Source organism: Sulfitobacter pontiacus (assembly GCF_040790665.1).
GTDB lineage: Bacteria > Pseudomonadota > Alphaproteobacteria > Rhodobacterales > Rhodobacteraceae > Sulfitobacter > Sulfitobacter pontiacus.
This window is the reverse complement of record NZ_CP160849.1, coordinates 615,007-637,963: the sequence shown is the minus strand read 5'-3', so window position 1 is coordinate 637,963 and position 22,957 is coordinate 615,007. Positions and strand designations below refer to the sequence as shown.

The window sequence follows — 22,957 nt, the reverse complement described above, 5'->3', positions numbered from 1 at the left end:
ATCAAAGCCTCAATGGACCATTGTATATGAAACTGCTTGTCGTCGAAGATGATGCCACCACCGGAACCTATATCGCGCGGGGGTTGCGCGAAGAAGGGCATACCGTTGATCTTGTCGCCGAAGGGCGCGAGGGTCTGATACAGGCGACCTCGGGTGCTTACGACGTGCTGATCGTCGACCGGATGCTGCCAGAGATCGACGGGCTGACCCTGGTCAAGACCTTGCGTGGCGCGGGTAACCTGACGCCGGTGCTGTTTCTGACCGCCATGGGCAGCGTCGATGACCGTATCAGCGGATTGAACGCAGGCGGCGACGACTATCTTGTCAAGCCCTTTGCCTTTGGCGAGCTTTCGGCGCGTGTCACCGCCCTCGCACGGCGCCCCCAAGCGATGGAGCAGGAAACCGTGCTGCGTGCAGGCGATCTTGAAATGCAACTGATCACCCGCAAGGTGACCCGCGCCGGACAGGAGATCGACCTGCTGCCTCGTGAATTCGCGCTGCTTGAACATCTGCTGCGTCGCAAGGGCAGGGTGCAGACCCGGACCATGTTGCTGGAAGCAGTCTGGGACATCAGCTTTGACCCGATGACCAACGTTGTCGAAACCCACATCAGCCGTTTGCGGGCCAAGGTAGACAAACCCTTTGACCGCGAGCTGATCCAGACCGTGCGCGGTGCCGGCTACCGGATCGACGGATGACCGCGCGGCTGGCGCAGCTATGGCGGTCCATGCCGGTGCGGTTGGCGCTGCTGTTGGTCTTGCTGTTCTCAACCGTCAGTCTGATGGGGTTGGCGGCCAGCTATGCGGTGACGCAGAATTCATTTGAAACCGCGATCCGTGCGGATCTTGAGCAGGATATCGCGGGCTTTCGCGCGGCCCCCAATGCCCGCGCCGTGGCCCTGCTGGTGGACGCTGAATCGCGCGACGCCGATCCCAGCCGCGTTGTGCTCAGCTATATCACCCCGTCGGGGCGCATCTATGGCAACGGGGCCATTGCGCGGGATGACGAAGGCTATCATATCGTGTCGCTGGCCGAGGGACGGGCCGAATATGACGGGGTCTACCTGTCGCTGACAACGCCGCTGTATGGCGGGCAGCTGACCGTCGCCCGTAGCCGTGCACAGATCGAAGGGCTGCGCACGGTGTTTCTCAATATCCTGCTGATCAGCCTGCTGCCCACGGTGCTGGTGGCCTTGTCGGGCGGGCTTTATCTGGCGCGGCGCAGCAAGCGGCATGTGGATGTCATCGGGCGCACGCTGGATGACCTGACGACCGGCGATCTTGCTGCGCGGGTGACCGTGTCGCCGGGGTGGGCGGATGATCTGCAACGTATCGGCAGCAAAGTGAACCAGATGGCAGGCGCACAAGAGGCGCAGACCCAGATGCTGCGGCAGGTATCGTCGGACATTGCGCATGACCTCAAGACGCCGATCCAGCGCGTCGCGGTGCATCTGGACGATCTGGCGCGCAGCCTGCCCGAAGACACGGACGAAGGCATCTTGCTGGCGAAGGCGCAGGAGGAGGTCGCGGGCATCGCTTCGGTCTTTCAATCGCTGCTACAGATCGCTTCGGTCGAGGCAGGGTCGCCCAAGACGCATTTCGCCTCTGTCGATCTGAACCAGCTTTGCGAGACCCTCACCGAAGTGTACGAGCCCGCCGCCGCGGCCAAGCAGCAGCGGTTGCACAGTGCCGTGCCCGACGCGCAAATCACCGTCTCGGGCGACAAGAACCTGTTGGGGCAGATGATGTCGAACCTGCTGGAAAACGCCATGCGCCACACACCCGAGGGCAGCGAGATCACCCTGACGCTTTCCCGTGCGCAGGGACGGCCTGTGATCGAGGTGGCCGACAATGGCCCCGGCATCCCCGAAGACGCGCGCGACAAAGTGCTGCGCCGCTTGTACCGATTGGATGCCAGCCGCCACACGCCGGGCAACGGTCTGGGGCTCAGCCTTGTGGAGGGGGTGGTAAAACTGCACGGCGGGCAGATCGCGCTGCTGGACAATGCGCCGGGGCTACTTGTGCGCATCACCCTATAGCACGCCCGTCTTCTGCGGCGATTTGAGCATGTGACTTATGAGGGGTGCAGCGCTATCTAGGGTGTAAGGGCCGAAACCCGTTGTTTTTGGCCATTCACTACGAGGTACGACATGCTTGATGGGTTTTCCGCCGAGGTTCTGGCACGGGTCCAATTCGCCTTTACCGTTTCGTTTCACATTATCTTTCCGGCGTTCTCGATCGGGTTGGCCAGCTTTCTGGCGGTGGTGAATGCGCTTTGGCTTTGGACCAAGGACGAAACCTATCGGGTGCTTTTCGACTACTGGAAAAAGATCTTTGCCGTGGCCTTTGGCATGGGCGTCGTGTCGGGCATTGTGATGTCCTATCAATTCGGCACCAACTGGTCGGTCTTCTCTGACAAGGCGGGGCCGGTGGTCGGGCCGCTGATGGCCTATGAGGTGCTGTCGGCCTTCTTCCTTGAGGCCGGCTTTCTGGGCATCATGCTGTTTGGTCTGAAACGGGTCGGGCCGGGGCTGCATATGTTCGCAACGGCGATGGTTGCCTTTGGCACGTTGCTTTCGGCCACTTGGATCCTGTCGGTGAACAGCTGGATGCAGACCCCTGCGGGCTATGGCATTAACGACGTGGGGCAGTTCATTCCGCTGGATTGGTGGAAGATCGTCTTCAACCCGTCCTTCCCCTACCGCTTGCTGCATATGGTGCTGGCGGCTTATCTGACGACGGCGCTGGTTGTGGGCGCCGTGGGTGCGTGGCATTTGCTGAAGGACAATCAGGGGCCTGCATCGCGGCGCATGTTCTCTATGGCGATGTGGATGCTGCTACTTGTCACCCCCTTGCAGATCGCGGCAGGGGATTTCCACGGCATCAACACGCTAGAGCATCAGCCCGCCAAGGTCATGGCGATGGAAGGGCATTTCGACAGCCACCCCGACGGCGCGCCGCTGATCCTGTTCGGCATCCCCAATCAGGCAGAAAAACGGGTCGATTACGCCATCGAGGTGCCGAAACTGTCGTCGCTGATCCTCAAGCATGACCTGAACGCGCCGCTGGCCGGGCTGGACACGATCCCTGACGAGGACGAGCCGCCGGTTGCCATCGTCTTTTTCTCGTTCCGGGTGATGGTGGGGCTTGGATTTGCCATGCTGGGTTTTGGCCTTTGGGGTGGGATCGCGCGCTGGCGCGGGACGCTGCACAGCTCGCGCTGGTTGCATCGGGCGGCGATCGTCATGGGGCCGATGGGCTTTGTAGCCGTGTTGGCCGGTTGGATCACGACCGAGGTCGGGCGTCAGCCCTTTACCGTCTACGGGCTGCTGCGCACCAGTGACAGCCTTGCGCCGGTCAGCGCGCCTGCGGTTGGCGCATCGTTGATCTCTTTCATCGTGGTCTATTTCTTCGTCTTCGGGGCGGGGGTGTTCTATATCCTCGGGCTGATGCGCAAACGCCCCCATGTGGGCGCGCAAGGAGAGATTACCGACGGGCCGGTGCGGGCGGCGGGGACGACTCCGGTGGCGCAGGACAAGACCCAAGACATAGCAGCGTCAGAGTAGGAGACAGCAGATGTTTGGATTAGAGCTTTCGTTTATCTGGGCCGGCATCATCGCGCTTGCGGTGCTGATCTATGTCATCCTCGACGGGTTCGACCTTGGGGTCGGGCTGTTGTTCCCGTTGTCCAAGGACGAGGGCGAACGCGATGTGATGATGAACTCTGTCGCGCCGATCTGGGACGGCAATGAAACTTGGCTGGTTCTGGGTGGCGGCGGTTTATTCGCCGTTTTCCCGCTGGCCTATGCCACTGTGATGCCCGCGCTTTATATGCCGATCATTCTGATGCTGCTGGGGTTGGTCTTTCGTGGCGTCGCTTTTGAATACCGCTGGCGCACGGTGCGGGGCAAACATCTGTGGGATATCTCGTTCTTCGGGGGCTCGCTGGTGGCCTCCATGTGTCAGGGGATCGCGCTTGGCGCGCTGGTGCAGGGGATCGAGATCGAGAATCGCGCCTATGCCGGCGGCTGGTGGGACTGGCTGACGCCCTTCTCTGTCCTGACCGGTTTCGCGGTGACCGTCGGCTATGCGATGCTGGGCGCGACTTGGCTGAACATGAAGCTCGAGGGCCGTATTCAGGCGCATATGCGGCGGCTGGCCTGGCCCTTTGCCATTGCGACACTGGTGTTCATGGGGCTCGTCAGCCTTTGGACACCCTTCCTGAACGACGCTTTCTTTGGCCGCTGGTTCGCCTTTCCGACCGCGATCTTCAGCTTTCTGGTGCCTGCCTTGGTGGCCGCGGCCGTCTATGGGCTGTTCCACGGGCTGCAACGCCACTGGGATGTGACGCCGTTCCTCTGCGCGCTGGCGCTGTTCGTGCTGGGTTTTATCGGGATCGGGATCAGTTTCTACCCCTATATCGTGCCTTCCTCGCTGACCATCGTCGAGGCCGCGGCACCAGACAGTAGCCTCAAGTTCGCCTTGGTCGGCACCTTGGTCCTGCTGCCGATGATCCTGTCTTACACGATCTATACCTACTGGGTGTTCCGCGGGAAGATCGACCCCGAAGAGGGCTACCACTGATGCGACGCAACTGGATGACACGCACCGGGTGGTTTGTCCTGATCTGGGTGCTGAGCGTCGCAGCGCTTGGGCTGGTGGCCTATGGGATCCGATTGATGATCATGCCCTAAGGGGGCTATGGCGGGGCTAGGCATCTGCCGTTGGGTAATTTCACAAGGGTCGGGGCAAGGGGGTTGCAAAGCCGCCAATGCTCTGGCCCTTTTGCGTGAAATAGCAAAAGGATCCCCCGATGCGCGCCATGCAAGTCACCGCCTATGACCAGCCCCTGTCCGAACAAGAGCTGGAAATGCCCGTCCCCGCCGCTGGCGAAGTGTTGATCAAGGTCGATGCCTGCGGGTTGAACTTTGGTGACCTGCTGATGATCAAGGGCACCTATCAGCAAAAGCCGGATCTGCCCTTCACGCTGGGGATGGAGCTTTCGGGCAGCGTCGCCGCCGTGGGGGAGGGCGTGACCGATCTGGCCGTTGGTCAACGGATCGCAGCCTATAGCGGCCTGCTGGGGCTGGCCGAATATGCCGCCATTCCCGCCAATGTCTGCGTGCCGATCCCCGACGATATGCCGGCCGAGGATGCCGCAGCCTTTCTTGTGGCCTATGGCACCAGTCATGTGGCGCTGGACTACAAGGCGCGGCTGCAACCGGGGGAACGTCTGCTGGTGCTGGGGGCATCAGGCGGGGTCGGGCTGACGGCGGTGGAGCTGGGCAAGCTCATGGGGGCAGAGGTCATCGCTTGCGCCCGTGGTGCGGCCAAGCTCGAGATTTGCCGCGCTGCCGGGGCCGACCATCTGATCGATTCAGAAACCGATGACATCCGCGAGGTGGTGAAATCCTTGGGCGGGGCAGATGTCGTCTATGACCCGATCGGCGGCGACCAGTTCAAGGCGGCGCTGCGGGCCTGCAACCCCGAGGCCCGTATCCTGCCGCTTGGGTTTGCCTCGGGCGAGGTGCCGCAGATCCCTGCCAATATCCTGCTGGTCAAGAACATCGACGTGCTGGGTTTTTTCTGGGGCGGGTACAAGAACTTCAAACCGCAGGTGCTGACAGACAGCTTCAAGGTGCTGATCGACTGGTATAGCGCGGGCAAGCTGAAACCCCATGTGAGCCACGTACTGCCGCTGGATCAAGCGAACGAAGCGCTGGATCTGCTGCGCACGCGCAAGGCGACGGGCAAGGTCATCGTACGGGTCAGCTAGGTCTGCGTTTTATTGGCGATGTGGCGACTGTTGAGGTCTTTAGCGGCCCTATCGCAAAAGCTGGACCCGCGCGTTTGACCTTGGCGTTGCCAATTGATGTGCGCTAGGTTGTCGCAAAGCCATCAACGGAGAGCCCCCATGAAAATGTCAGAGACCCGCCAGATCGCAGCCAGCCCGGCAGAGGTATATGCCGCGCTGCTGGACCCTGACATGCTGATCAAATGCGTCCCCGGCGCGACCGAGGTGACCGGTTCGCCGGAAGAAGGGTTCGAGGCGACCGTGGTGCAGAAGGTCGGCCCCGTCAAAGCCACGTTCAAGGGGCAGGTCACCATGACCGATATGGTGCCCGACCAGTCGATCAAGATCAGCGGCGAAGGCAAAGGCGGTGCTGCGGGCTTTGCCAAGGGCGAGGCGGACGTGACGCTGGCTGCTGTCGATGGCGGGACCGAGCTTTCCTATGATGTCGAGGCCAAGGTCGGCGGCAAGCTTGCACAGCTTGGCAGCCGGATCATCGACGGGTTTGCCAAAAAGATGGCGGACCAGTTCTTTAACAACCTGCAAGAAACGCTTGAGGGCCCAGCCGAGGATGCGCCGGCGGAAGCGGCAGAGGCAGCGGATGCACCAGCCGAGAAAAAGGGCTGGTTCGGACGCAGCAAAAGCTGACGGGTAGGGCCTGTTCACTTTGGGATAATCAGTCTAGTTTCCGGCCAACAATACCGGAGACGCCCATGCCTGACATCGTAAAGATCACCGACCTGCGCAAGGCCTATGCAGATGGGTTCGAGGCGCTGAAAGGCGTGTCGCTGAACATCCGAGAGGGCGAAATCCTTGCCCTGCTTGGCCCTAATGGCGCAGGGAAAACAACACTTATTTCAACCATTTGCGGGATCACGACCGGCACAGGCGGTAGCGTCACTGTGGGCGGTTTCGACACGGTAAACGACTACCGTGGTGCGCGGTCGATGGTCGGGCTGGTACCGCAAGAGATTAACCTTGAACCCTTTGAAAAAGTCATCAGCACTGTGCGTTTCTCGCGCGGGTTGTTTGGGAAGCCCAAGGATGATGCAGCAGTTGAAAAGATCCTGCGGCAGCTATCGCTGTGGGACAAGAAAGACAGCCAGATCCGCGCCTTGTCGGGCGGGATGAAACGTCGTGTCTTGATCGCCAAGGCATTGGCACACGAGCCCCGCGTCCTGTTCCTGGATGAACCCACCGCCGGCGTCGACGTAGAGCTGCGCCGCGATATGTGGAATATCGTCGCGGACCTGAAGGCCAGTGGCGTGACCATCATCCTCACCACCCACTATATCGAGGAAGCCGAGGCGATTGCCGACCGGATCGGTGTGATCGCCCACGGCGAGCTCCTGCTGGTCGAGGATAAAGACACGTTGATGTCACGCATGGGGAAAAAGCAGTTGGTGGTGCAGCTGACCCAACCGATTGACGCGATCCCCGACAGTCTTGCTTCTGACGCGCTGACCCTGTCCGACGACGGGCACGCGTTGATCTATTCCTATGACACGCGGGCAGAGCGGACGGGCATCACCAAGCTGTTGTCCGATGTGGCGGCCGCGGGGCTTGTACTGTCTGATCTTGAGACGTCGCAAAGCAGTCTTGAGGATATTTTTGTCGATCTGGTCAAGGAGGACGCGGCATGAACTGGATCGCTGTCAAATCCATTTACACGTTTGAAATGGCGCGCTTCTTTCGCACCATCACGCAGAGTCTGATCTCTCCGGTGTTGTCGACATCGCTGTATTTCGTGGTGTTCGGCGCGGCGATCGGCAGCCGCATCCAAGAGGTCGAAGGCATCAGCTATGGCGCGTTTATCGTACCGGGGCTGATCATGCTGAGCGTGATCACGCAATCGATCTCGAACGCGTCCTTTGGCATCTATTTCCCCAAGTTCATCGGCACCGTGTTCGAACTTTTATCCGCGCCGGTTAACTTTATCGAAATTGTCTGCGGCTATGTCGGGGCTGCGGCGACCAAAGCACTGTTTATCGGGGTGATCATCCTGCTCACGGCGTTCTTCTTTGTGGACATCACCATTCAGCATCCGATCTGGATGGTGGCCTTTCTGGTGCTGACCTGCATCAGCTTTTCGCTGATGGGCTTCATCATCGGTATCTGGGCGGGCAACTTTGAACAGTTGCAGCTTGTGCCGCTGTTGATTGTGACGCCCTTGGTTTTCCTTGGGGGATCGTTCTATTCGATCTCTATGCTGCCGCCGGTGTGGCAGGTGATCTCTCACTTTAACCCGGTGGTGTATCTGATCTCGGGCTTCCGCTGGGCCTTCTTCGGATCGGCGGATGTGCCGATTGTGACGAGCCTTTTGGCCATCGCGGGCTTTACGGCGCTGTGTCTTGCGGTGATCGGTTGGATTTTCCGTACCGGCTGGCGGATTAGGCAGTAAGTATCGGGTGCCCTCCTTGTTTGCAGGTATGGTGCACTCTACATGGGAAGGTATGAGAAAATACCTTCCCTTTTTGGCCTCCCGTCCGACGGTTTCCGTGGTGCGACTGTCCGGCGTGATCGGGGGCCGCACCCGTGGTGGTCTGAACGACAGCGGCATTGGCCCTGCCATCGACAAAGCATTCAACCGCGGCAAACCCGCGGCTGTGGTTCTGGAAATCAGCAGTCCCGGCGGTAGCCCGGTGCAATCGTCGTTGATCGGCGCACGCATCCGGCGTCTGGCTGAGGAAAAGAACATCCCCGTCATCGCCTTTGTCGAAGATGTCGCGGCCTCTGGCGGATATTGGCTGGCCGCGGCTGCGGATGAAATCTATGCCGATCCCAGTTCCGTTCTGGGGTCCATCGGTGTGATCTCGGCGTCTTTTGGTGCGGATGAATTTATCCAACGCCACGGGGTAGAGCGGCGGGTTTATACTGCGGGCCAGTCCAAATCCATGCTCGACCCGTTCCGCCCTGAAAAGCCCGAAGATGTCGCGCGGTTGAAGCAACTGCTGGAGGATATCCACGGGAACTTTATCGATCACGTCACATCACGCCGCGGGAGCAAGCTTTCCTCTGATACTGACCTGTTCACCGGAGAGGTCTGGCTGGCGAAACGCGCCACCGAGCTGGGGCTGATCGACGGCATCGGCCACCTGCGCCCGATGATCAAGCAACGCTTTGGCGACAAGGTGAAGTTCAACCGCTACGGCACCAAAAAAGGGCTGCTGTCCCGCTTTGGTGCGCAGATCATCGGCGACGCGGTCGACAGTATTGAAGAGCGCGCGGCCTATGCGCGGTTCGGGCTCTGACGCATGGTCTTTAAGATTGTCTTATTGTTTCTGGTCGCCATGGGCACGCTCGCATGGTTTGGAAAGATGCACTGGCTGGGCGGTAAGCGCCTGAGCCAGAAGAAATGTAATAATTGTGGACGCTATCGCATTGGGAAATCTCCCTGCGGATGCGGGGGTAAACGCGGATGATTATGCCTTGGGTTCTAAGTGTTTTGGGGCTGGTAATTTTGTTGCTGGCCGGGGATGCGTTGGTTAAGGGGGCGGTCAACCTGTCCTTGCGCCTCGGCGTGCCCGCTTTGATCGTCAGCCTGACGATTGTGGCGTTCGGGACGTCTGCGCCCGAATTGCTGGTGTCGATCAAGGCGGTGCTGGACGATTCACCGGGGATCGCATTGGGCAATGTCGTGGGGTCGAACACCGCGAACATCCTGCTGGTCCTCGGGGTGCCCGCCTTACTGGCGACGATGCACACGTCAGAGTGTAGCACGCGCAAGACGTTCAACATGATGATTGCCGCTTCGGTGTTGTTCATCGGGCTGGCGTATCGTGGCGTTTTCGATTTCTGGGCGGGTTTCGTGTTGCTGGGGGCCTTGGCCTATGTGCTGTACGACATGTACCGCGACGGCAAAGAGCATCGCCGCGAATGTAAAAACGCTGCCGCCGCTGACCTGGAAGAGCCCGAAGGGGCCGATCCCGATATGCCGGGCTGGCGCATCGCGGTATTCCTTATGCTCGGGTTGGTGGGTTTGCCCCTCGGGGCGGGGCTGCTGGTGGATAATGCGTCCATGATCGCGCGCGCCTACGGGGTTAGCGACACGGTCATCGGGCTGACGCTGGTGGCGATTGGAACCTCGATGCCCGAACTCGCCACAACTGTTATGGCTGCGCTGCGTCGTCAGGCCGATGTCGCCTTGGGTAACGTGATTGGGTCCAACCTGTTCAACCTGCTGGGCATTATCGGTATCGCGAGCCTTGTAGGTCCGATCCATGTTGATCCGGAATTCCTGCGGTTCGATCTGTGGGTCATGCTGGGGGCGTCGCTGCTGCTGATCCCCTTTGTGTATCTGGGGCGTGACATCAACCGCATCTGGGGCATCGTTCTATGTGCCGTCTATGCGGGCTATATGGCGGCTGTTCTGATCTAAAAGAGGTGCGGTATGAAACACGCGTTGGTAACCGGAGCCGGAGCCCGCTTGGGGCGTGCGATGGCGCTATATCTCGGGGATAGCGGGTATGACGTTGCGGTGCATTACAACAGCTCGTCCGACGGTGCCGACGAGGTTGTGTCCGAATTGAAGGCAAAGGGGCGGCAGGCTGTCGCCCTACAAGCCGATCTGCTGGACGAGACCGCGACGCATGATCTGCTGCCACGCGCGGCAGTGGCGCTTGGCGGGCCGATCACCTGCCTTGTGAACAATGCGTCGATTTTTGAATACGACAACATCTCTACCGCGACAGAGGAAAGCTGGAACCGCCATATCGGCAGCAACCTGCGGGCACCTTTCATTCTGACGCAGGCCATGGCCGCGCAAGGATTGGCTCCGGAGGCTGACGCACAGGACGAGCCCGTCGCCGTGGGGCTGATCATCAATATGCTGGACCAGCGTGTGCGCAAGCTCACGCCGGAGTTCATGACATATACTATCGGCAAAATGGGGTTGTGGGCGCTGACCCAGACATCTTCCCAAGCACTGGCGCCGGCGATACGGGTCAATGCAATCGGTCCGGGGCCGACCCTGAAGGGGGCCAAGCAGACCGACGAACACTTTGCGCGGCAGCGGTCCAAGGTGATTCTCGAACGGGGGGCGAATCCCCGCGATATTACCGCTGCATTGGGCTATTTCCTTGATGCGCCGTCGGTCACGGGGCAGTTGATCTGCACTGACGGGGGGCAGCACCTAGGCTGGAAAACCCCCGACGCGCAAGGCCTAGAATAGGCTTTCCACGCAAGTTGTGCACCGCGGTCACATCGGTAACAAAACCGTTACAAAAAGGGGCGTGTTTTCAGTGGGTTGGAAAGTGTTAATAAAAATAACGCCTAAAATCAATGACTTGCATATATGCCTAAAAATTAGGCAAACACTGGAAGCCCCATTAATACATGAGAAAATCCGCGCTGTTTGAAAGTTATCTGCAAGGTTATCCACAAGAGTCGTGGGTATGTTTAATCTTGTCCTACCGCTAACACTGTTGCAGCCAAAAGGTCCGAACGCTCGAATCAATGTCAGACGCTAACGAAAAACCCAAAACCGGCCATGAGGTGATTCAATCGTACCTGAAAACGATTGATGGCTCTCCTGGTGTGTACCGGATGCTCGATTCGGAAAGCCGTGTCCTTTACGTGGGCAAGGCGCGGAATTTGCGGGCGCGGGTAAGCAACTACGCGCGGCCGTCGGGTCATTCGGGCCGGATCGCGCGGATGATATCAAACACCGCATCGATGATGTTTCTGACCACGAAAACAGAGACCGAGGCGTTGCTGCTTGAACAGAACCTGATCAAACAGCTCAAGCCGAAATTCAACGTGCTGCTGCGCGATGACAAGAGCTTTCCCAATATTCTGGTCACGGCCACGCATGATTATCCGCAGATCAAAAAGCACCGTGGGGCCAAAAAAGAAAAGGGCAATTACTATGGGCCCTTCGCCAGCGCCGGTGCGGTGAACCGTACGCTGAACCAGCTGCAACGGGTGTTCCTGCTGCGCGATTGCTCTGACGCGATGTTCGAAAGCCGCTCGCGCCCCTGTTTGCAGCATCAGATCAAGCGTTGCTCTGCCCCCTGTGTGGGTAAGATCTCGCCCGAGGAATATCGCAAGACGGTGCAGGATGCGGAGAAATTCCTCAACGGTAAGTCCACCGATATTCAGGGCAGGCTGGCGACCGAGATGGCCGAGGCGTCGGAGGCGATGGAGTTTGAACGCGCCGCCGCCCTGCGCGACCGGATCAAGGCGCTGACGCAGGTGCAAACGGCACAGGGGATCAACCCGCAAGGCGTTGCGGAAGCGGATATTATCGCGCTGCACCTGGATCAGGGGCAGGCTTGCGTGCAGGTCTTCTTTATCCGCGCCAACCAGAACTGGGGGAACCGCGACTACTATCCCCGTGTGGGCCCCGATGTGGATGCCGCCGAGGTGCTGGAGGCCTTTATCGGTCAGTTTTATGACACCCGCGAACCACCGCGCCAGTTGATCCTGTCGAACGACATCGAAAGCCCCGATCTGATGGTCGAGGCGCTGTCGGGCAAGCTGGGACGTAAAGTTGATATTGTGGTCCCCAAACGTGGCGAAAAAGCAGAGCTGGTCGATGGGGCGCTGCGCAACGCGCGCGAATCTCTGGCGCGTAAACTGGCAGAGACAGCGACCCAGTCGAACCTTCTTAAAGGTATCGCTGACGCCTTTGATCTGCCTGCGCCGCCGCAACGGATCGAGGTCTACGATAACTCCCACATCCAGGGGACGAACGCGGTTGGCGGTATGATTGTCGCCGGCCCCGACGGGATGATGAAAAATCAGTACCGCAAGTTCAACATTCGCGGCGATGACCTGACGCCGGGGGATGACTTTGGCATGATGAAAGAGGTGCTGACCCGCCGTTTCAAACGGTTGCTCAAGGAAGACCCGGACCGCAAGCTTGGCATGTGGCCCGACCTGCTGTTGATCGACGGTGGTGCAGGGCAGGTGAGTGCTGTGGCGTCCATCATGCGCGAATACGGGGTCGAGGATATTCCGATGGTCGGCGTGGCCAAAGGTGTGGATCGTGATGCGGGCAAAGAGGAATTTTACCGCGTCGGCAAGCGCCCGATGGCCTTGCGGCATAATGATCCGGTTTTGTATTTCATCCAGCGTTTGCGCGACGAAGCCCACCGTTTCGCCATCGGCACCCACCGCGCCAAACGTGCCAAGGCCGTGGGGGCGACGCCCCTTGATGACGTGCCCGGCGTCGGTGCCGCCCGCAAACGCGCGCTGCTGGCCCATTTCGGGTCAGCCAAGGCCGTTGGTCGCGCGAACTTGAGCGACTTGAAGGCCGTCGACGGGGTGTCGGTTGCTTTGGCCGAACGGATTTATGCGTTTTTCCATGAACGCGGATAGCCCAAAATTTCAGCCGTCGGGCACGTGGTGGGGGCAGGACGCTCCGCGGGGAGTTTATTTTGCAAAATGAAGGCGATGTCTTGGCACTTTCCCCTGTCGTCTTGCCACTGTAGGGTGACGCTATGAAGTGGAATATCCCCAATATCCTGACGCTCTTGCGTCTTGTCGCGGCCCCGGGTGTGGCTGTGATGTTCTTGTATTTTTCGCGTCCCTATGCGGACGCTTTGGCGATGTTCCTGTTCATCGCCGCCGCAGTCACCGATTGGTTTGACGGCTATCTTGCGCGCGCATGGGGGCAGGAAACCAAGCTGGGGACCATGCTGGACCCGATTGCTGACAAGGCGATGGTGGTGATTGCGCTGATGGTGATCGTCGCGTTTTCAAGCTGGTCGCCATGGCTGGTGCTCCCTGCCACCGTGATCTTGTTTCGCGAAGTCTTTGTTTCGGGCCTGCGGGAGTTTCTGGGGGATGTGTCCGGCACCTTGAAGGTCACGGCGCTGGCCAAGTGGAAGACAACCGCGCAGATGGTCGCGATCGCCGTATTGTTCGGGCAGGGGCTGTTTGAACATTACTTTGGCATGTCGATTTTCGGCATGGATAACGCCTTGGTCGGTGCCATACTCTCTGGCGAGGAAGAGGACGTTCTAGGGCTCACTTGGAAGTTCCACGGGATGATCTGGGCCGGCCGGATCGGGTTGGTGCTGCTTTGGATCGCGGCGGCGCTGACGGCGATCACCGGCTATGATTATCTGCGCAAATCCATGCCCCATCTGGTGGAGCCACGCTAATGAATATTCTGTATTTTGCATGGGTTCGCGAACGTATCGGGCTTCCTCGTGAGAAGGTCGAGACATCGGCGCGCACCGTCTTGGATCTTGTAGAGGAACTGCGCGCGCGCGAAGAGCGCTATGCTGTCGCCTTTTCCGATCTGTCCGGCCTGCGTGTCGCCGTGGATCAGGAACTTGCCGATTTCGATGCCTCGTTGGAAGGGGTGCGCGAAGTGGCGTTTTTCCCGCCGATGACAGGGGGTTGAGATGAAGATCTCGGTTCAGGAAGCGGGTTTTGATCTGGGGCAGGAAAGCCAGGATTTTGCTGCCGGTCATCGGGATATGGGAGCCATCGTGACCTTCACCGGCATCGTGCGCGATCTGCCCGATGATCCGTTGCAGGCGATGGAGATTGAACACTACCCCGGCATGACCGAATCTGCCCTGACCGAGATGGCCGAAACCGCGATGGCGCGGTTTTCGCTGGGGGATGCGCTGGTCATTCACCGCTTTGGCCGATTGCTGCCGGGCGAGATGATCATGATGGTCGCCACCGCTGCGCGCCACCGCAAGGATGCGTTTGAAGCGGCTGAATTCCTGATGGATTACCTGAAGTCGCGCGCGCCCTTCTGGAAGCGTGAGATCACTGCCAAAGGGGCGGATTGGGTTGCATCAAAGGCAGAAGACGAAGACGCGCTGGCCCGATGGTAAGCGGCACGTCGGCCTTTCAGCTGGCCTGTTGACGATCGATGTAGGCGCGCATTTCTTCCGCTTCATGGCGTGCATCGCGCAACCCGTCCATCGCCGCGCGCAGCTCTGCCTCGGTCTGGTTGAGCTGGTTCGTCAGCTCTGCCTCGCGCTGTTGCAGATAGGTGATCGCCTGATCGCGGGTTTCTTCGGCTTCGTGCAATTCCTGGCTCATCCGGTCAAGCTGGGCAACATCGTCGGCCGCCACGCGGGTAAAGCGGTGCAGCAGCCAGTTGGCAAACCATCCAAGGCAGAAGGCGACGAATAGGATAATCGCTGTCGCGATGACAAATTCGGTTCTGCTCATGTTAGTTGCCTTCTTGGGTCTGTTCGGATGGTGTGTCTGTATCGCCTGTATCCGCGCCATTTTCCAGCGCTGTTTCGTCAGAATCTTCCGACGGGCCTTCATTGATCAGCTTAAATTCGATCCGGCGGTTCGCCTCGCGGCCTTCTTCGGTGTCGTTGGAGGCAACGGGCGATTCTTCACCATAGCCCTTGGCCACGAAGGAGCCGGTGATTACGCGGCGGGCGCGCAGTTCGTTCAGCACCGATTGGGCCCGCGACTGGCTGAGCGCGAGGTTCATTTCCTCGCGGCCCTGGCTGTCAGTATAGCCCTGTACCTCAAGTGCTATGTCGCGGCAGTCTTGCAGGATTTCGGCAATTTGATCCATCGTACCAAGCGCCGAGGCGTCAATGGTGGCGCTGCCGGGTTCGAAGTTGATCTTGCCCTTGGCCACAACTTTGCCGATCTCGGCTTCGCATTCCTGCGGGGTGGGCAGGCCCAGAACGGGGTCGAGCTTTTCTTGATAGGCGACTTTGACCTCATAGTCTTTGCCTTCGCCCAGTTTGCCCGCCAACAAGGTTGCGATCTGCGTGCTGGCATCGGGGTTACCGGTGTTGCCCGCGACGCTGACGCTATCGGGGGTCACGATGACCGTGCCATTGGCGAGCTTGGACAGCGCGTCGAGCGCCGACAGCACGCGCGTCGGCCAATCGGCGGGCAGATCATCGACAATCCGCGCGGCGGTATAGACCTTGTCCGAGCCAAAGCTCGCCTTGGCGTAGCTGTCGGCCAATTCGCGCAGCGCGTCGTCTGTCAGACGGCCGCGCAGCTGCACCTGACCTTCGGGCGAGAGCGTGGCGACAAATTCGGGCGGGCCGGCGTCGGGGTCGACAGCTTGGGGCAGGCGGGCATTCAGCGCAAAGACGTCAGGTAGGGCGTTTTCCAGCTCTCCGACGACGCGGTCAAAGACGGCGCGTTCGGTGCCTTCGGCGGCGATCAGGCTGATATCCGCATCGGCAAAGCTGACGGAGCCGCCACCGATCTTGGACAGCGCGCCGATGGCTTTTTCCACGGCTTCCGACCACCGCGGGCTTGGCACGCCAAGACCCACCGTGCAGCGTGCCGACCCCGGTGCGCCAGCCGCAACGGCCGCCTTGAGGATCCGGGCGCTGGCCTGTTCGGTATCCGCGCTACAGGCGTCAAAGCCGGTGCTGTCTTCCTCGATCTGGAAGCGCAGGGTGAAGGGCGTGATCACCGGGCGCGGCGCGGCGATCTCCAGTGTCACCACCAGCCCGGGAGGGGCCGCACGTTTCAGCTGGTTTTCCAGCCGTGCCTTGGCTTCTGCGCTGTCGGAAATGGCCGTGATCGCCACACGCCCCGCTTCGGCAGAGACTTTGGCACGGGGCAGTTTCTCCATCGCGGAAATGGCGAAACCGAAGGCGTCTTCCCATCCGTCGGGGGCAGGGTAATTCGCTGATTCCAGTAGGTCGGCGACATGATCTTGACCGGCGATAGATTGGAAACGGTCGATGGCCGCATCGCGGTCCGTGGTCGTGGGAATCAGCCCGATGATCGAAACGCCGGAATCATTGCGCAAAATCTCGACCGAGAACTTCGGCGCGGCGATTGCGGCCTGCGCGGTCACATCCATCTGGTCAATCACGCGGGCAGCATCGACGATGGTGCCTGCGGTGCTTAGCGCATTGAACCGCGCGACTTCGTCCGGCGCGGTGCCCGACAGGGTGACCTGCAACCCGTCTGCCTGCACTTCGGCCCATGTCATCTCTTTTGCATCAAGCGCATCACGCACGCCGATCTCGGAGTTTTCCTCGATCAGGGTTACCGAAAAATTCGCGGCCACCAATGAGACGGTCGCAGCGGCGGTAAAGGTCATCGCGATGATCAGGAGTGCAGATAGGCGCATAAGCTCGTTTCTGAAACCGTTAACGTTGGAGCCTTTGATACGCCCGAGGGGGCAGGGGTGCAATCACACCAGCAGGGCTGCGGCAAAAAACACCAGCGGGATCATGCCGGTATCGCGGTTCACACGAAACAGGCGTAGAAGCTTGTCGTTGTCGTTGATGTCGATACCACGCAGCTGCCACGCCATATGCCACCCCATTGCCCAAGGCCCGCCAAGGGCGATGACCATCGCCAGAAAGGATGCGGAATCGCGCAGGGCAAAGATCACCGCCAGCCCCATCAGGCCCACGGTGGCGATCAGGAAGCGCCGCAGCCAATGGCCGGTATTGTCTCCGAACAGGCGGGCTGTGGATTTGACCCCGATCAGGGCGTCATCTTCCTTGTCCTGATGGGCATAGATCGTGTCATAGAACAGCGTCCACGCGATTCCCGCAGCATAGAGCACCACCGCAGGCGCGCCGAGGCTGCCGGTATGGGCGGTCCAGGCCAGCAGCGCGCCCCAGTTAAAGGCGATGCCAAGGAAAACCTGCGGCCACCACGTGAAACGTTTGGCAAAAGGGTAAACGGCGACGGGCAGCAGGGCCAGCACACCAAGGGCGATGGCAGCCCCGTTGAAGGTCAGCAAAATGCCAAGCGCGATCAGCATCTGTGCGATCATCCATGCCAGCGCAGCTTTGACGCTGACCTGACCCGAGGGGATGGGGCGTGACCGCGTGCGGGCGACCTTGCCATCGATATGCCGGTCGGTGATGTCGTTCCACGTGCACCCCGCGCCGCGCATCAGCCAAGCACCGGCACCGCAGCCGATGAAGATCCACAGGTCAAACCAGCGCGGTTGCTGGTCAAACAGCATCGCCAGCGTCAGCCCCCACCAGCAGGGCAGCAGCAACAGCCAGGTGCCAATAGGGCGGTCGGCGCGGCTGAGCCGCAGGTAGGGGCGGGTGAAACGCGGCGCAAAACGGTCGACCCAATTGTCCGCAGGGGCATCGACCACGCGTGTCGCATCATTCCCATCTGGTGTCGGCGAGGTGTCGTACATATATCTGTGCCCATGAACGCGAAAATCAGACTTTATGTAGATCATCCGTTGGGGCAGGGGCAATCCGTTCCTTTGGACAAGGCGCAGGCGCATTATCTCTTTGGCGTGATGCGCCAATCGGTGGGCGCGTCGGTTCTTTTGTTTAATGGCATTGATGGCGAATGGCGCGCCGAGGTCGCCGAGGCGGGTAAACGCGGCGGTGTGCTGGTCTGTGCCCAGCAGACGAAACCGCTGCAGATGCCGCCCGACCTGTGGCTGATCTTTGCGCCGATCAAAAAGGCGCGCACGGATTTCATTGTCGAGAAAGCTGCCGAAATGGGGGCGCGGCGTATTGTGCCGGTGCAAAGTGAATTTACCAACGCCGGCCGCGTGCAGCGCGATCGTCTGCAAGCCCACGCGGTCGAGGCAGCGGAGCAATGCGGCGGGACTTTCGTTCCGGAGGTGGCCGATATGGTCCGGCTGGACCGTCTGATCGATCGTTGGGAGCCCGAGCGGTCCTTGATGTTCTGCGACGAGGCGCTGGCGGGCGAGGAAGAGGGGCTCGCGTCCGCGCGGCCTGGTCCTTGGGCCATCCTGATTGGGCCGGAGGGCGGGTTTTCGGACAGTGAACGCACACGTTTGCGCGGGTTGGACTGGTCGCGCCCCGTCGCATTGGGGCCGCGCATCTTGCGGGCGGATACGGCAGCAGTGGCGGCCATGACCCTGTGGCAAAAGACGTTGGGAGATTGGGCGTGAGTGCGGTTTCTGGCACGCGCGTCGGAGTGGGGGTTTCACACCCCCACGCCCCCGTGGAGTTTATCTGGCAAAATGAAGCCTGCAGTAGGAGAGCACGATGAGTTTTCTGCGACCTGAGGCGAAGGCTGAACTGTGGCGTTGGCGCGAGGTTCTGGGCGGAATCGCGGTCGCTTTGATCGGGCTTTGGCTGGTGGCGGGGCCGGGGTTGCTGTTGGCGATACCGGGCTATGCGCTGATCCTTGCGGGGGTGATCTTTGTCTGGATCGGCGGGCAGCGTGTGCGGTTTCGCAAGACCGGACTCGGGGCCGGAGCGGTGCAGGTGGATGAGGGGCAGATCGCCTATTTCGGTCCCCTGACCGGCGGCGTCATCGCCCTACGCGAGATGGAGCGTCTGAGCCTTGAGCGCGGGGCCTATCCGGCGCATTGGAAACTGGAACAGCCTGGACAAAATCCCGTGATGATCCCCGTGGATGCCGCGGGGGCGGACGCGCTTTTTGACGCTTTTGCCGCACTTCCGGGGCTGCGTACCGAAAGAATGTTGGCCGAATTGGCCGATGACAAGACCCTGTCCGTCGTGATTTGGGAGCGGCGTTCGATGCGGCCGGCCTCGACCCTGTTGCATTGACACCCCGTCCAAATCGCACCATCCCTTAGACCACAGAAATTGAACTCGGAGCCACCCCACATGTCTATCCCTCAATCCGGCGGCGGCCCGATCGAAAGTTACGACCAGCTGGTCAACTATCTCGCGGACGGGTGCAAGCCCAAGGAAGATTGGCGCATCGGCACCGAGCACGAGAAATTCGGCTACAACAAAGAGACGCTGCTGCCCTTGCCCTATGAGGGCGATTGTTCGATCCGCGCCATGTTGGAAGGGCTGCGCGACGGCCATGGCTGGGATCCTGTGGAAGAGGGCGGCAAGCTGATCGGGTTGGTCAAGGACGGGGCCAATATCTCGCTCGAGCCGGGCGGTCAGTTGGAGCTGTCGGGCGCGCCCGTCGAAACCATCCACGAGACCTGCGACGAGGTGAACACCCATCTGCGCGAAGTGCGCGATGTGGCGGACCGGATTGGGGCGGGGTTCATTGGCTTGGGCGCGGCACCGGAATGGTCCCACGACCAGATGGATCTGATGCCCAAGGGCCGGTACAAGCTGATGAACGAATATATGACCAAGGTCGGGACTATGGGCCGGGTCATGATGCGTCGGACCTGCACGGTGCAGGTGAACCTTGATTTCGGGTCCGAGGCGGACATGGTGCAAAAGCTGCGCGTGGCGCTGGCCTTGCAACCTGTCGCGACGGCGCTGTTTGCGAATTCGCCGTTTTTTGAAGGTAAGCCCAACGGCCATAAGTCATGGCGCAGCCGCGTGTGGCGTGATCTGGATGCGGCGCGTACGGGCATGTTGCCCTGGGTGTTTGAAGACGGCATGGGCTTTGAGCGTTGGGTGGAATATGCGCTCGATGTGCCGATGTATTTTGTATACCGCGATGGAAAATATATCGATGCCCTGGGGCAGTCTTTCCGCGACTTCCTGAAAGGCAAGCTGCCTGCGCTGCCCGGGGAAATGCCGACGCTGAGCGATTGGGCGGACCACCTGACCACCGCCTTCCCCGAGGCGCGGATCAAGAAATTCATCGAAATGCGCGGTGCCGACGGTGGGCCTTGGCGTCGTCTGTGTGCCTTGCCCGCGTTCTGGGTCGGGCTGACTTATGACCAACAGGCGCTGGATGGTGCTTGGGATCTGGTTAAAGGCTGGGACGCGGAAACGCGCGAGGCGCTGCGGGTCGCGGCCTCTGTCGACGGGTTGCAGGCCAAGGTGGGCGGCGTGCGCATGCACGACATCGCGCGCGAGGCCGTGGCCCTGTCCGAACAAGGGCTGAAAGCACGGGCGCGCAGCGGTGCGGGCGGTATGGTCCCGGACGAGACGCATTTCCTGAACGCGCTGAAGGAAAGCATCGAGACCGGCAAGGTCCCTGCGGACGAGCTGCTGGAGGATTACAACGGCAAGTGGAAGGGCGACCTCAGCCGGATCTACGCCGATTATTCTTACTGATCCTCGATGATCAGCCCGCGGACAAAGGCGATGACCTTGGCCGCGGGCATTTCGCAGGGATAAAGACGTGCGCCGCTGGCGAGCGCATAGAGGTTCAGGCTGATATAGTCCGGACCGCCCAATTCCTCGGCAACCAGTTTCCAGCTTTTACCTGTGTTGAAGGTGCTTTTTGACCAAACATAGCGGCGGGTTTGATATCTGCCGGTGTGAGTGCCGTCAGGCAGCGCGTGGAACGCGTCCAAAAAGCGCGCGTCTACGGTAGCCGTCACAGGGTCAGTCTTTCTTGGCACCGATCTTGGGTTCGGTGCCCGCGCGGATGCGTTTGATGTTCTCGCGGTGGCGCCAGAACACCAGCAGGGTCAGCAGAATGCCCAGAAACAAGGCGCTGCCGTAGCCCAGGAAGATCATAAAAAAGGTCGATGCCGCGGCGGATGCCAGCCCCCCGATGGACGAGGTGCGGGTGACGGCCATGGCGATCAGCCACGCCAGACAGCAGGCGAGGCCGACGGGCCATGCAAGTGCCAGCAACACACCAAGGAATGTCGCGACGCCCTTGCCGCCCTTGAACCCCAGCCAGACCGGATAGCAATGACCCAGCATCGCGGCCAATGCGGCAATTTGGGCGGCGTCCTCGCCCGCGAAGAGCCGTGCCAGCAGCACTGCAACGGCCCCTTTGCCCCCATCCAGGATCAACGTCAGCGCCGCCGCTTTTTTGGAACCAGTGCGCAGGACATTGGTGGCACCGATATTGCCCGACCCGATGCTGCGCAGATCGCCTAGATTCATCGCGCGGGTCAGCACCATGCCAAAGGGGACCGACCCGATCAGATAGGCCGCAACGGCCCAGAACAGGAGCACGAATAGGGAAGAGTCGATCAGGGGCATATTCAGGAGGCCTTATAGATGCAGGTGCCGGAAACGTAAGTTTCCAAGACCTTACCTTGCATGCGCATCCCGTCAAAGGGGGTGTTGCGCGATTTCGACCGCAAAACCTCGCGGTTCATCACGAAAGGCGCGCCATCATCAAACAGCACCAGATCGGCGGGGGCACCGACGGACATCCGCCCCCCGGGCAGCCCCAGACGTTTCGCAGGGTTGAACGACAGCGCACGCCACAATGTTGCGATATCGATCATCTCGGAGTGGACCAGTCGCAAGGCTGCCGGCAGCAGGGTTTCCAATGCGACGGCCCCCGATGCGGCTTCCTCGAACGGGAGCCGTTTGGATTCCTCGTCCTGCGGGGTGTGCATGGAACAGATGATATCGATCAGACCAGAGGCCACGGCCTCTATCACGGCGATGCGATCCTCTTCGTCGCGCAGGGGGGGCTTGAGCTTGAAGAAGGTGCGATAGTCGGCCACATCCAGCGCGTTCAGCGTCAGGTGGTGGATGCCGACCCCGGCGGTGATATCCAGACCGTTCTTCTTTGCGCGCTCCAGCGCGGGTAGGGCGCGGGCGGTGGTGATCTGGTCGGCGTGATAGCGGGCACCCGTCATTTCGATCAGGGCGATGTCGCGGTCCAGCCCCATGCGTTCCGCCATGGGCGAGACGGCAGGCAGCCCGCGCAGCGACGCGAATTTACCAGAGGTCACCGCCGCCCCCTTGCTCAGAATGGGTTCCTGCGGGTGAGCGATGACAAGCGCGCCAAGGCTACGGGCATAGGTCAGCGCGCGGGAGAACACTTTGGTATCCGTCACCACGCGATCACAATCGGTAAAGCCCACGGCACCGGCATCCATGAGAAATCCGATCTCTGTCATCTCGCGGCCTTCGCGGCCCTTGGTCAGCGCGGCCATGGGCACGACGTTGACCGGCGCGGCCTCGTTCGCACGGCGGGTGACGAATTCAAGCACTTCGGGGCTGTCGATGGTGGGGTCGGTGTCGGGGCGGGTGACCATTGTCGTGACCCCACCCGCAGCCGCTGCCAGCCCCGCAGAGCGGAAGCTTTCCTTGTGTCGCTCCCCGGGTTCACAAACCTTGACGCCCAGATCGACGATACCGGGGGCGAGGTATTTCCCACGGCAATCCACGACCTGCGCATCTCCGGGGATCGGTGCGGTATCGTCCAGTACCGCCGCGATCTTGCCATCCTCGACCCGAAGCGTGCCGCGGGTGACGGTGCCTGCTTCGGGGTCGATCAGCTGCGCGTTGATAAAATGCAGGGTCATGGAGGAGCCTTCGTCGTTAGGAAAACAGGGGTGCCGCGGGGGCAGTCAGAAAGGTCAGGACCCGATCCACACCATCATGCCCGCCACGCCAAAGGCGACAAGCAGGGCAATCATGGCGATACGTCCGGA

25 protein-coding genes are annotated in these 22,957 nt (G+C 60.6%); 19 read left to right on the top strand and 6 right to left on the bottom strand.

The features are described from left to right. The first annotated feature begins 26 nt into the window (after window positions 1–26). The 16 genes from AB1495_RS03130 to AB1495_RS03055 all read left to right on the top strand — a co-directional run bounded on the left by AB1495_RS03130 (window position 27) and on the right by AB1495_RS03055 (window position 14,588). Window positions 27–698, top strand: a complete 672-nt coding sequence (locus tag AB1495_RS03130; protein WP_005849717.1) for a response regulator transcription factor — start codon at window positions 27–29, stop codon at window positions 696–698. Then, on the top strand, window positions 695–2,038 hold the full coding sequence (locus AB1495_RS03125) for a HAMP domain-containing sensor histidine kinase (protein WP_074634754.1): 1,344 nt from the start codon (window positions 695–697) through the stop codon (window positions 2,036–2,038). Before AB1495_RS03130 ends, AB1495_RS03125 begins: the two co-directional genes overlap by 4 nt. Window positions 2,039–2,149: 111 nt before the next feature. Beyond that, window positions 2,150–3,565, top strand: a complete 1,416-nt coding sequence (locus AB1495_RS03120) for a cytochrome ubiquinol oxidase subunit I (protein ID WP_074634753.1) — start codon at window positions 2,150–2,152, stop codon at window positions 3,563–3,565. Window positions 3,566–3,575: 10 nt separating this feature from the next. Beyond that, complete coding sequence (cydB, locus tag AB1495_RS03115) at window positions 3,576–4,583, top strand: cytochrome d ubiquinol oxidase subunit II (protein WP_005849712.1); 1,008 nt, start codon at window positions 3,576–3,578, stop codon at window positions 4,581–4,583. Further along, a complete protein-coding gene (locus AB1495_RS03110) occupies window positions 4,583–4,693 on the top strand; it encodes a DUF2474 family protein (RefSeq protein WP_005849709.1) in 111 nt (36 codons plus the stop codon). Before cydB ends, AB1495_RS03110 begins: the two co-directional genes overlap by 1 nt. Before the next feature lie 119 nt (window positions 4,694–4,812). After that, on the top strand, window positions 4,813–5,775 hold the full coding sequence (locus AB1495_RS03105; RefSeq protein ID WP_009825263.1) for an NADPH:quinone oxidoreductase family protein: 963 nt from the start codon (window positions 4,813–4,815) through the stop codon (window positions 5,773–5,775). A 138-nt stretch (window positions 5,776–5,913) separates the two neighbouring features. Further along, on the top strand, window positions 5,914–6,438 hold the full coding sequence (locus tag AB1495_RS03100) for a CoxG family protein (RefSeq protein ID WP_064215833.1): 525 nt from the start codon (window positions 5,914–5,916) through the stop codon (window positions 6,436–6,438). A gap of 65 nt (window positions 6,439–6,503) precedes the next feature. Continuing rightward, window positions 6,504–7,433, top strand: a complete 930-nt coding sequence (locus tag AB1495_RS03095) for an ABC transporter ATP-binding protein (RefSeq protein ID WP_074634752.1) — start codon at window positions 6,504–6,506, stop codon at window positions 7,431–7,433. Then, window positions 7,430–8,191 carry an ABC transporter permease gene (locus AB1495_RS03090; protein WP_005849702.1) on the top strand — a complete coding sequence of 254 codons (762 nt, stop codon included), beginning with the start codon at window positions 7,430–7,432 and terminating at the stop codon, window positions 8,189–8,191. The genes AB1495_RS03095 and AB1495_RS03090 overlap by 4 nt, the downstream gene beginning before the upstream one ends. Before the next feature lie 52 nt (window positions 8,192–8,243). Next, entirely contained in the window at window positions 8,244–9,041 is a 798-nt protein-coding gene (locus tag AB1495_RS03085; RefSeq protein ID WP_037944821.1) for a S49 family peptidase, read from the top strand. A 173-nt stretch (window positions 9,042–9,214) separates the two neighbouring features. Beyond that, on the top strand, window positions 9,215–10,168 hold the full coding sequence (locus AB1495_RS03080) for a calcium/sodium antiporter (RefSeq protein WP_074634751.1): 954 nt from the start codon (window positions 9,215–9,217) through the stop codon (window positions 10,166–10,168). Between the two features lie 12 nt (window positions 10,169–10,180). Then, window positions 10,181–10,960, top strand: coding sequence for an SDR family oxidoreductase (locus tag AB1495_RS03075; protein WP_074634750.1), 780 nt, complete (start codon window positions 10,181–10,183; stop codon window positions 10,958–10,960). 284 nt (window positions 10,961–11,244) lie between these two features. Next, window positions 11,245–13,110, top strand: a complete 1,866-nt coding sequence (gene uvrC, locus AB1495_RS03070; RefSeq protein WP_074634749.1) for an excinuclease ABC subunit UvrC — start codon at window positions 11,245–11,247, stop codon at window positions 13,108–13,110. 122 nt (window positions 13,111–13,232) lie between these two features. After that, on the top strand, window positions 13,233–13,898 hold the full coding sequence (pgsA, locus tag AB1495_RS03065) for a CDP-diacylglycerol--glycerol-3-phosphate 3-phosphatidyltransferase (protein WP_074634748.1): 666 nt from the start codon (window positions 13,233–13,235) through the stop codon (window positions 13,896–13,898). Further along, window positions 13,898–14,143 carry a molybdopterin converting factor subunit 1 gene (gene moaD, locus AB1495_RS03060; RefSeq protein WP_005849691.1) on the top strand — a complete coding sequence of 82 codons (246 nt, stop codon included), beginning with the start codon at window positions 13,898–13,900 and terminating at the stop codon, window positions 14,141–14,143. The genes pgsA and moaD overlap by 1 nt, the downstream gene beginning before the upstream one ends. A 1-nt stretch (window position 14,144) precedes the next feature. After that, the gene (locus AB1495_RS03055; RefSeq protein ID WP_009825254.1) at window positions 14,145–14,588 is read left to right on the top strand and encodes a molybdenum cofactor biosynthesis protein MoaE; all 444 of its coding nucleotides are present in this window, start codon (window positions 14,145–14,147) and stop codon (window positions 14,586–14,588) included. Between the two features lie 16 nt (window positions 14,589–14,604). Here the strand turns inward: AB1495_RS03055 and AB1495_RS03050 are convergent, their stop codons facing one another. The 3 genes from AB1495_RS03050 to ubiA all read right to left on the bottom strand — a co-directional run bounded on the left by AB1495_RS03050 (window position 14,605) and on the right by ubiA (window position 17,869). Further along, complete coding sequence (locus tag AB1495_RS03050; RefSeq protein WP_005849689.1) at window positions 14,605–14,931, bottom strand: hypothetical protein; 327 nt, start codon at window positions 14,929–14,931, stop codon at window positions 14,605–14,607. A gap of 1 nt (window position 14,932) precedes the next feature. Further along, a complete protein-coding gene (locus AB1495_RS03045; protein WP_074634747.1) occupies window positions 14,933–16,831 on the bottom strand; it encodes an OmpA family protein in 1,899 nt (632 codons plus the stop codon). 63 nt (window positions 16,832–16,894) lie between these two features. After that, window positions 16,895–17,869, bottom strand: a complete 975-nt coding sequence (ubiA, locus tag AB1495_RS03040) for a 4-hydroxybenzoate octaprenyltransferase (RefSeq protein ID WP_074634746.1) — start codon at window positions 17,867–17,869, stop codon at window positions 16,895–16,897. 12 nt (window positions 17,870–17,881) lie between these two features. On the opposite strand from ubiA, the gene AB1495_RS03035 reads away from it, so the two are divergent. The 3 genes from AB1495_RS03035 (at window position 17,882) to AB1495_RS03025 (ending at window position 20,660) form a co-directional block, all read left to right on the top strand. Next, the gene (locus AB1495_RS03035) at window positions 17,882–18,604 is read left to right on the top strand and encodes a 16S rRNA (uracil(1498)-N(3))-methyltransferase (protein WP_074634745.1); all 723 of its coding nucleotides are present in this window, start codon (window positions 17,882–17,884) and stop codon (window positions 18,602–18,604) included. A gap of 97 nt (window positions 18,605–18,701) precedes the next feature. Next, entirely contained in the window at window positions 18,702–19,229 is a 528-nt protein-coding gene (locus AB1495_RS03030; RefSeq protein WP_005849675.1) for a hypothetical protein, read from the top strand. Between the two features lie 60 nt (window positions 19,230–19,289). Beyond that, window positions 19,290–20,660, top strand: a complete 1,371-nt coding sequence (locus tag AB1495_RS03025) for a glutamate--cysteine ligase (protein ID WP_074634744.1) — start codon at window positions 19,290–19,292, stop codon at window positions 20,658–20,660. Here AB1495_RS03025 and AB1495_RS03020 read toward each other — a convergent pair. The 3 genes from AB1495_RS03020 to pyrC are packed head-to-tail and all read right to left on the bottom strand — an operon-like array spanning window position 20,654 to window position 22,828. Beyond that, window positions 20,654–20,929 (bottom strand): hypothetical protein, encoded by a 276-nt coding sequence (locus AB1495_RS03020; protein WP_074634743.1) that lies wholly within the window; start codon window positions 20,927–20,929, stop codon window positions 20,654–20,656. The genes AB1495_RS03025 and AB1495_RS03020 overlap by 7 nt on opposite strands. Window positions 20,930–20,933: 4 nt before the next feature. Continuing rightward, the gene (gene plsY / locus AB1495_RS03015) at window positions 20,934–21,545 is read right to left on the bottom strand and encodes a glycerol-3-phosphate 1-O-acyltransferase PlsY (protein ID WP_005849669.1); all 612 of its coding nucleotides are present in this window, start codon (window positions 21,543–21,545) and stop codon (window positions 20,934–20,936) included. A gap of 2 nt (window positions 21,546–21,547) precedes the next feature. Continuing rightward, window positions 21,548–22,828 carry a dihydroorotase gene (pyrC, locus tag AB1495_RS03010; RefSeq protein WP_074634742.1) on the bottom strand — a complete coding sequence of 427 codons (1,281 nt, stop codon included), beginning with the start codon at window positions 22,826–22,828 and terminating at the stop codon, window positions 21,548–21,550. Between the last annotated feature and the right edge of the window lie 129 nt (window positions 22,829–22,957).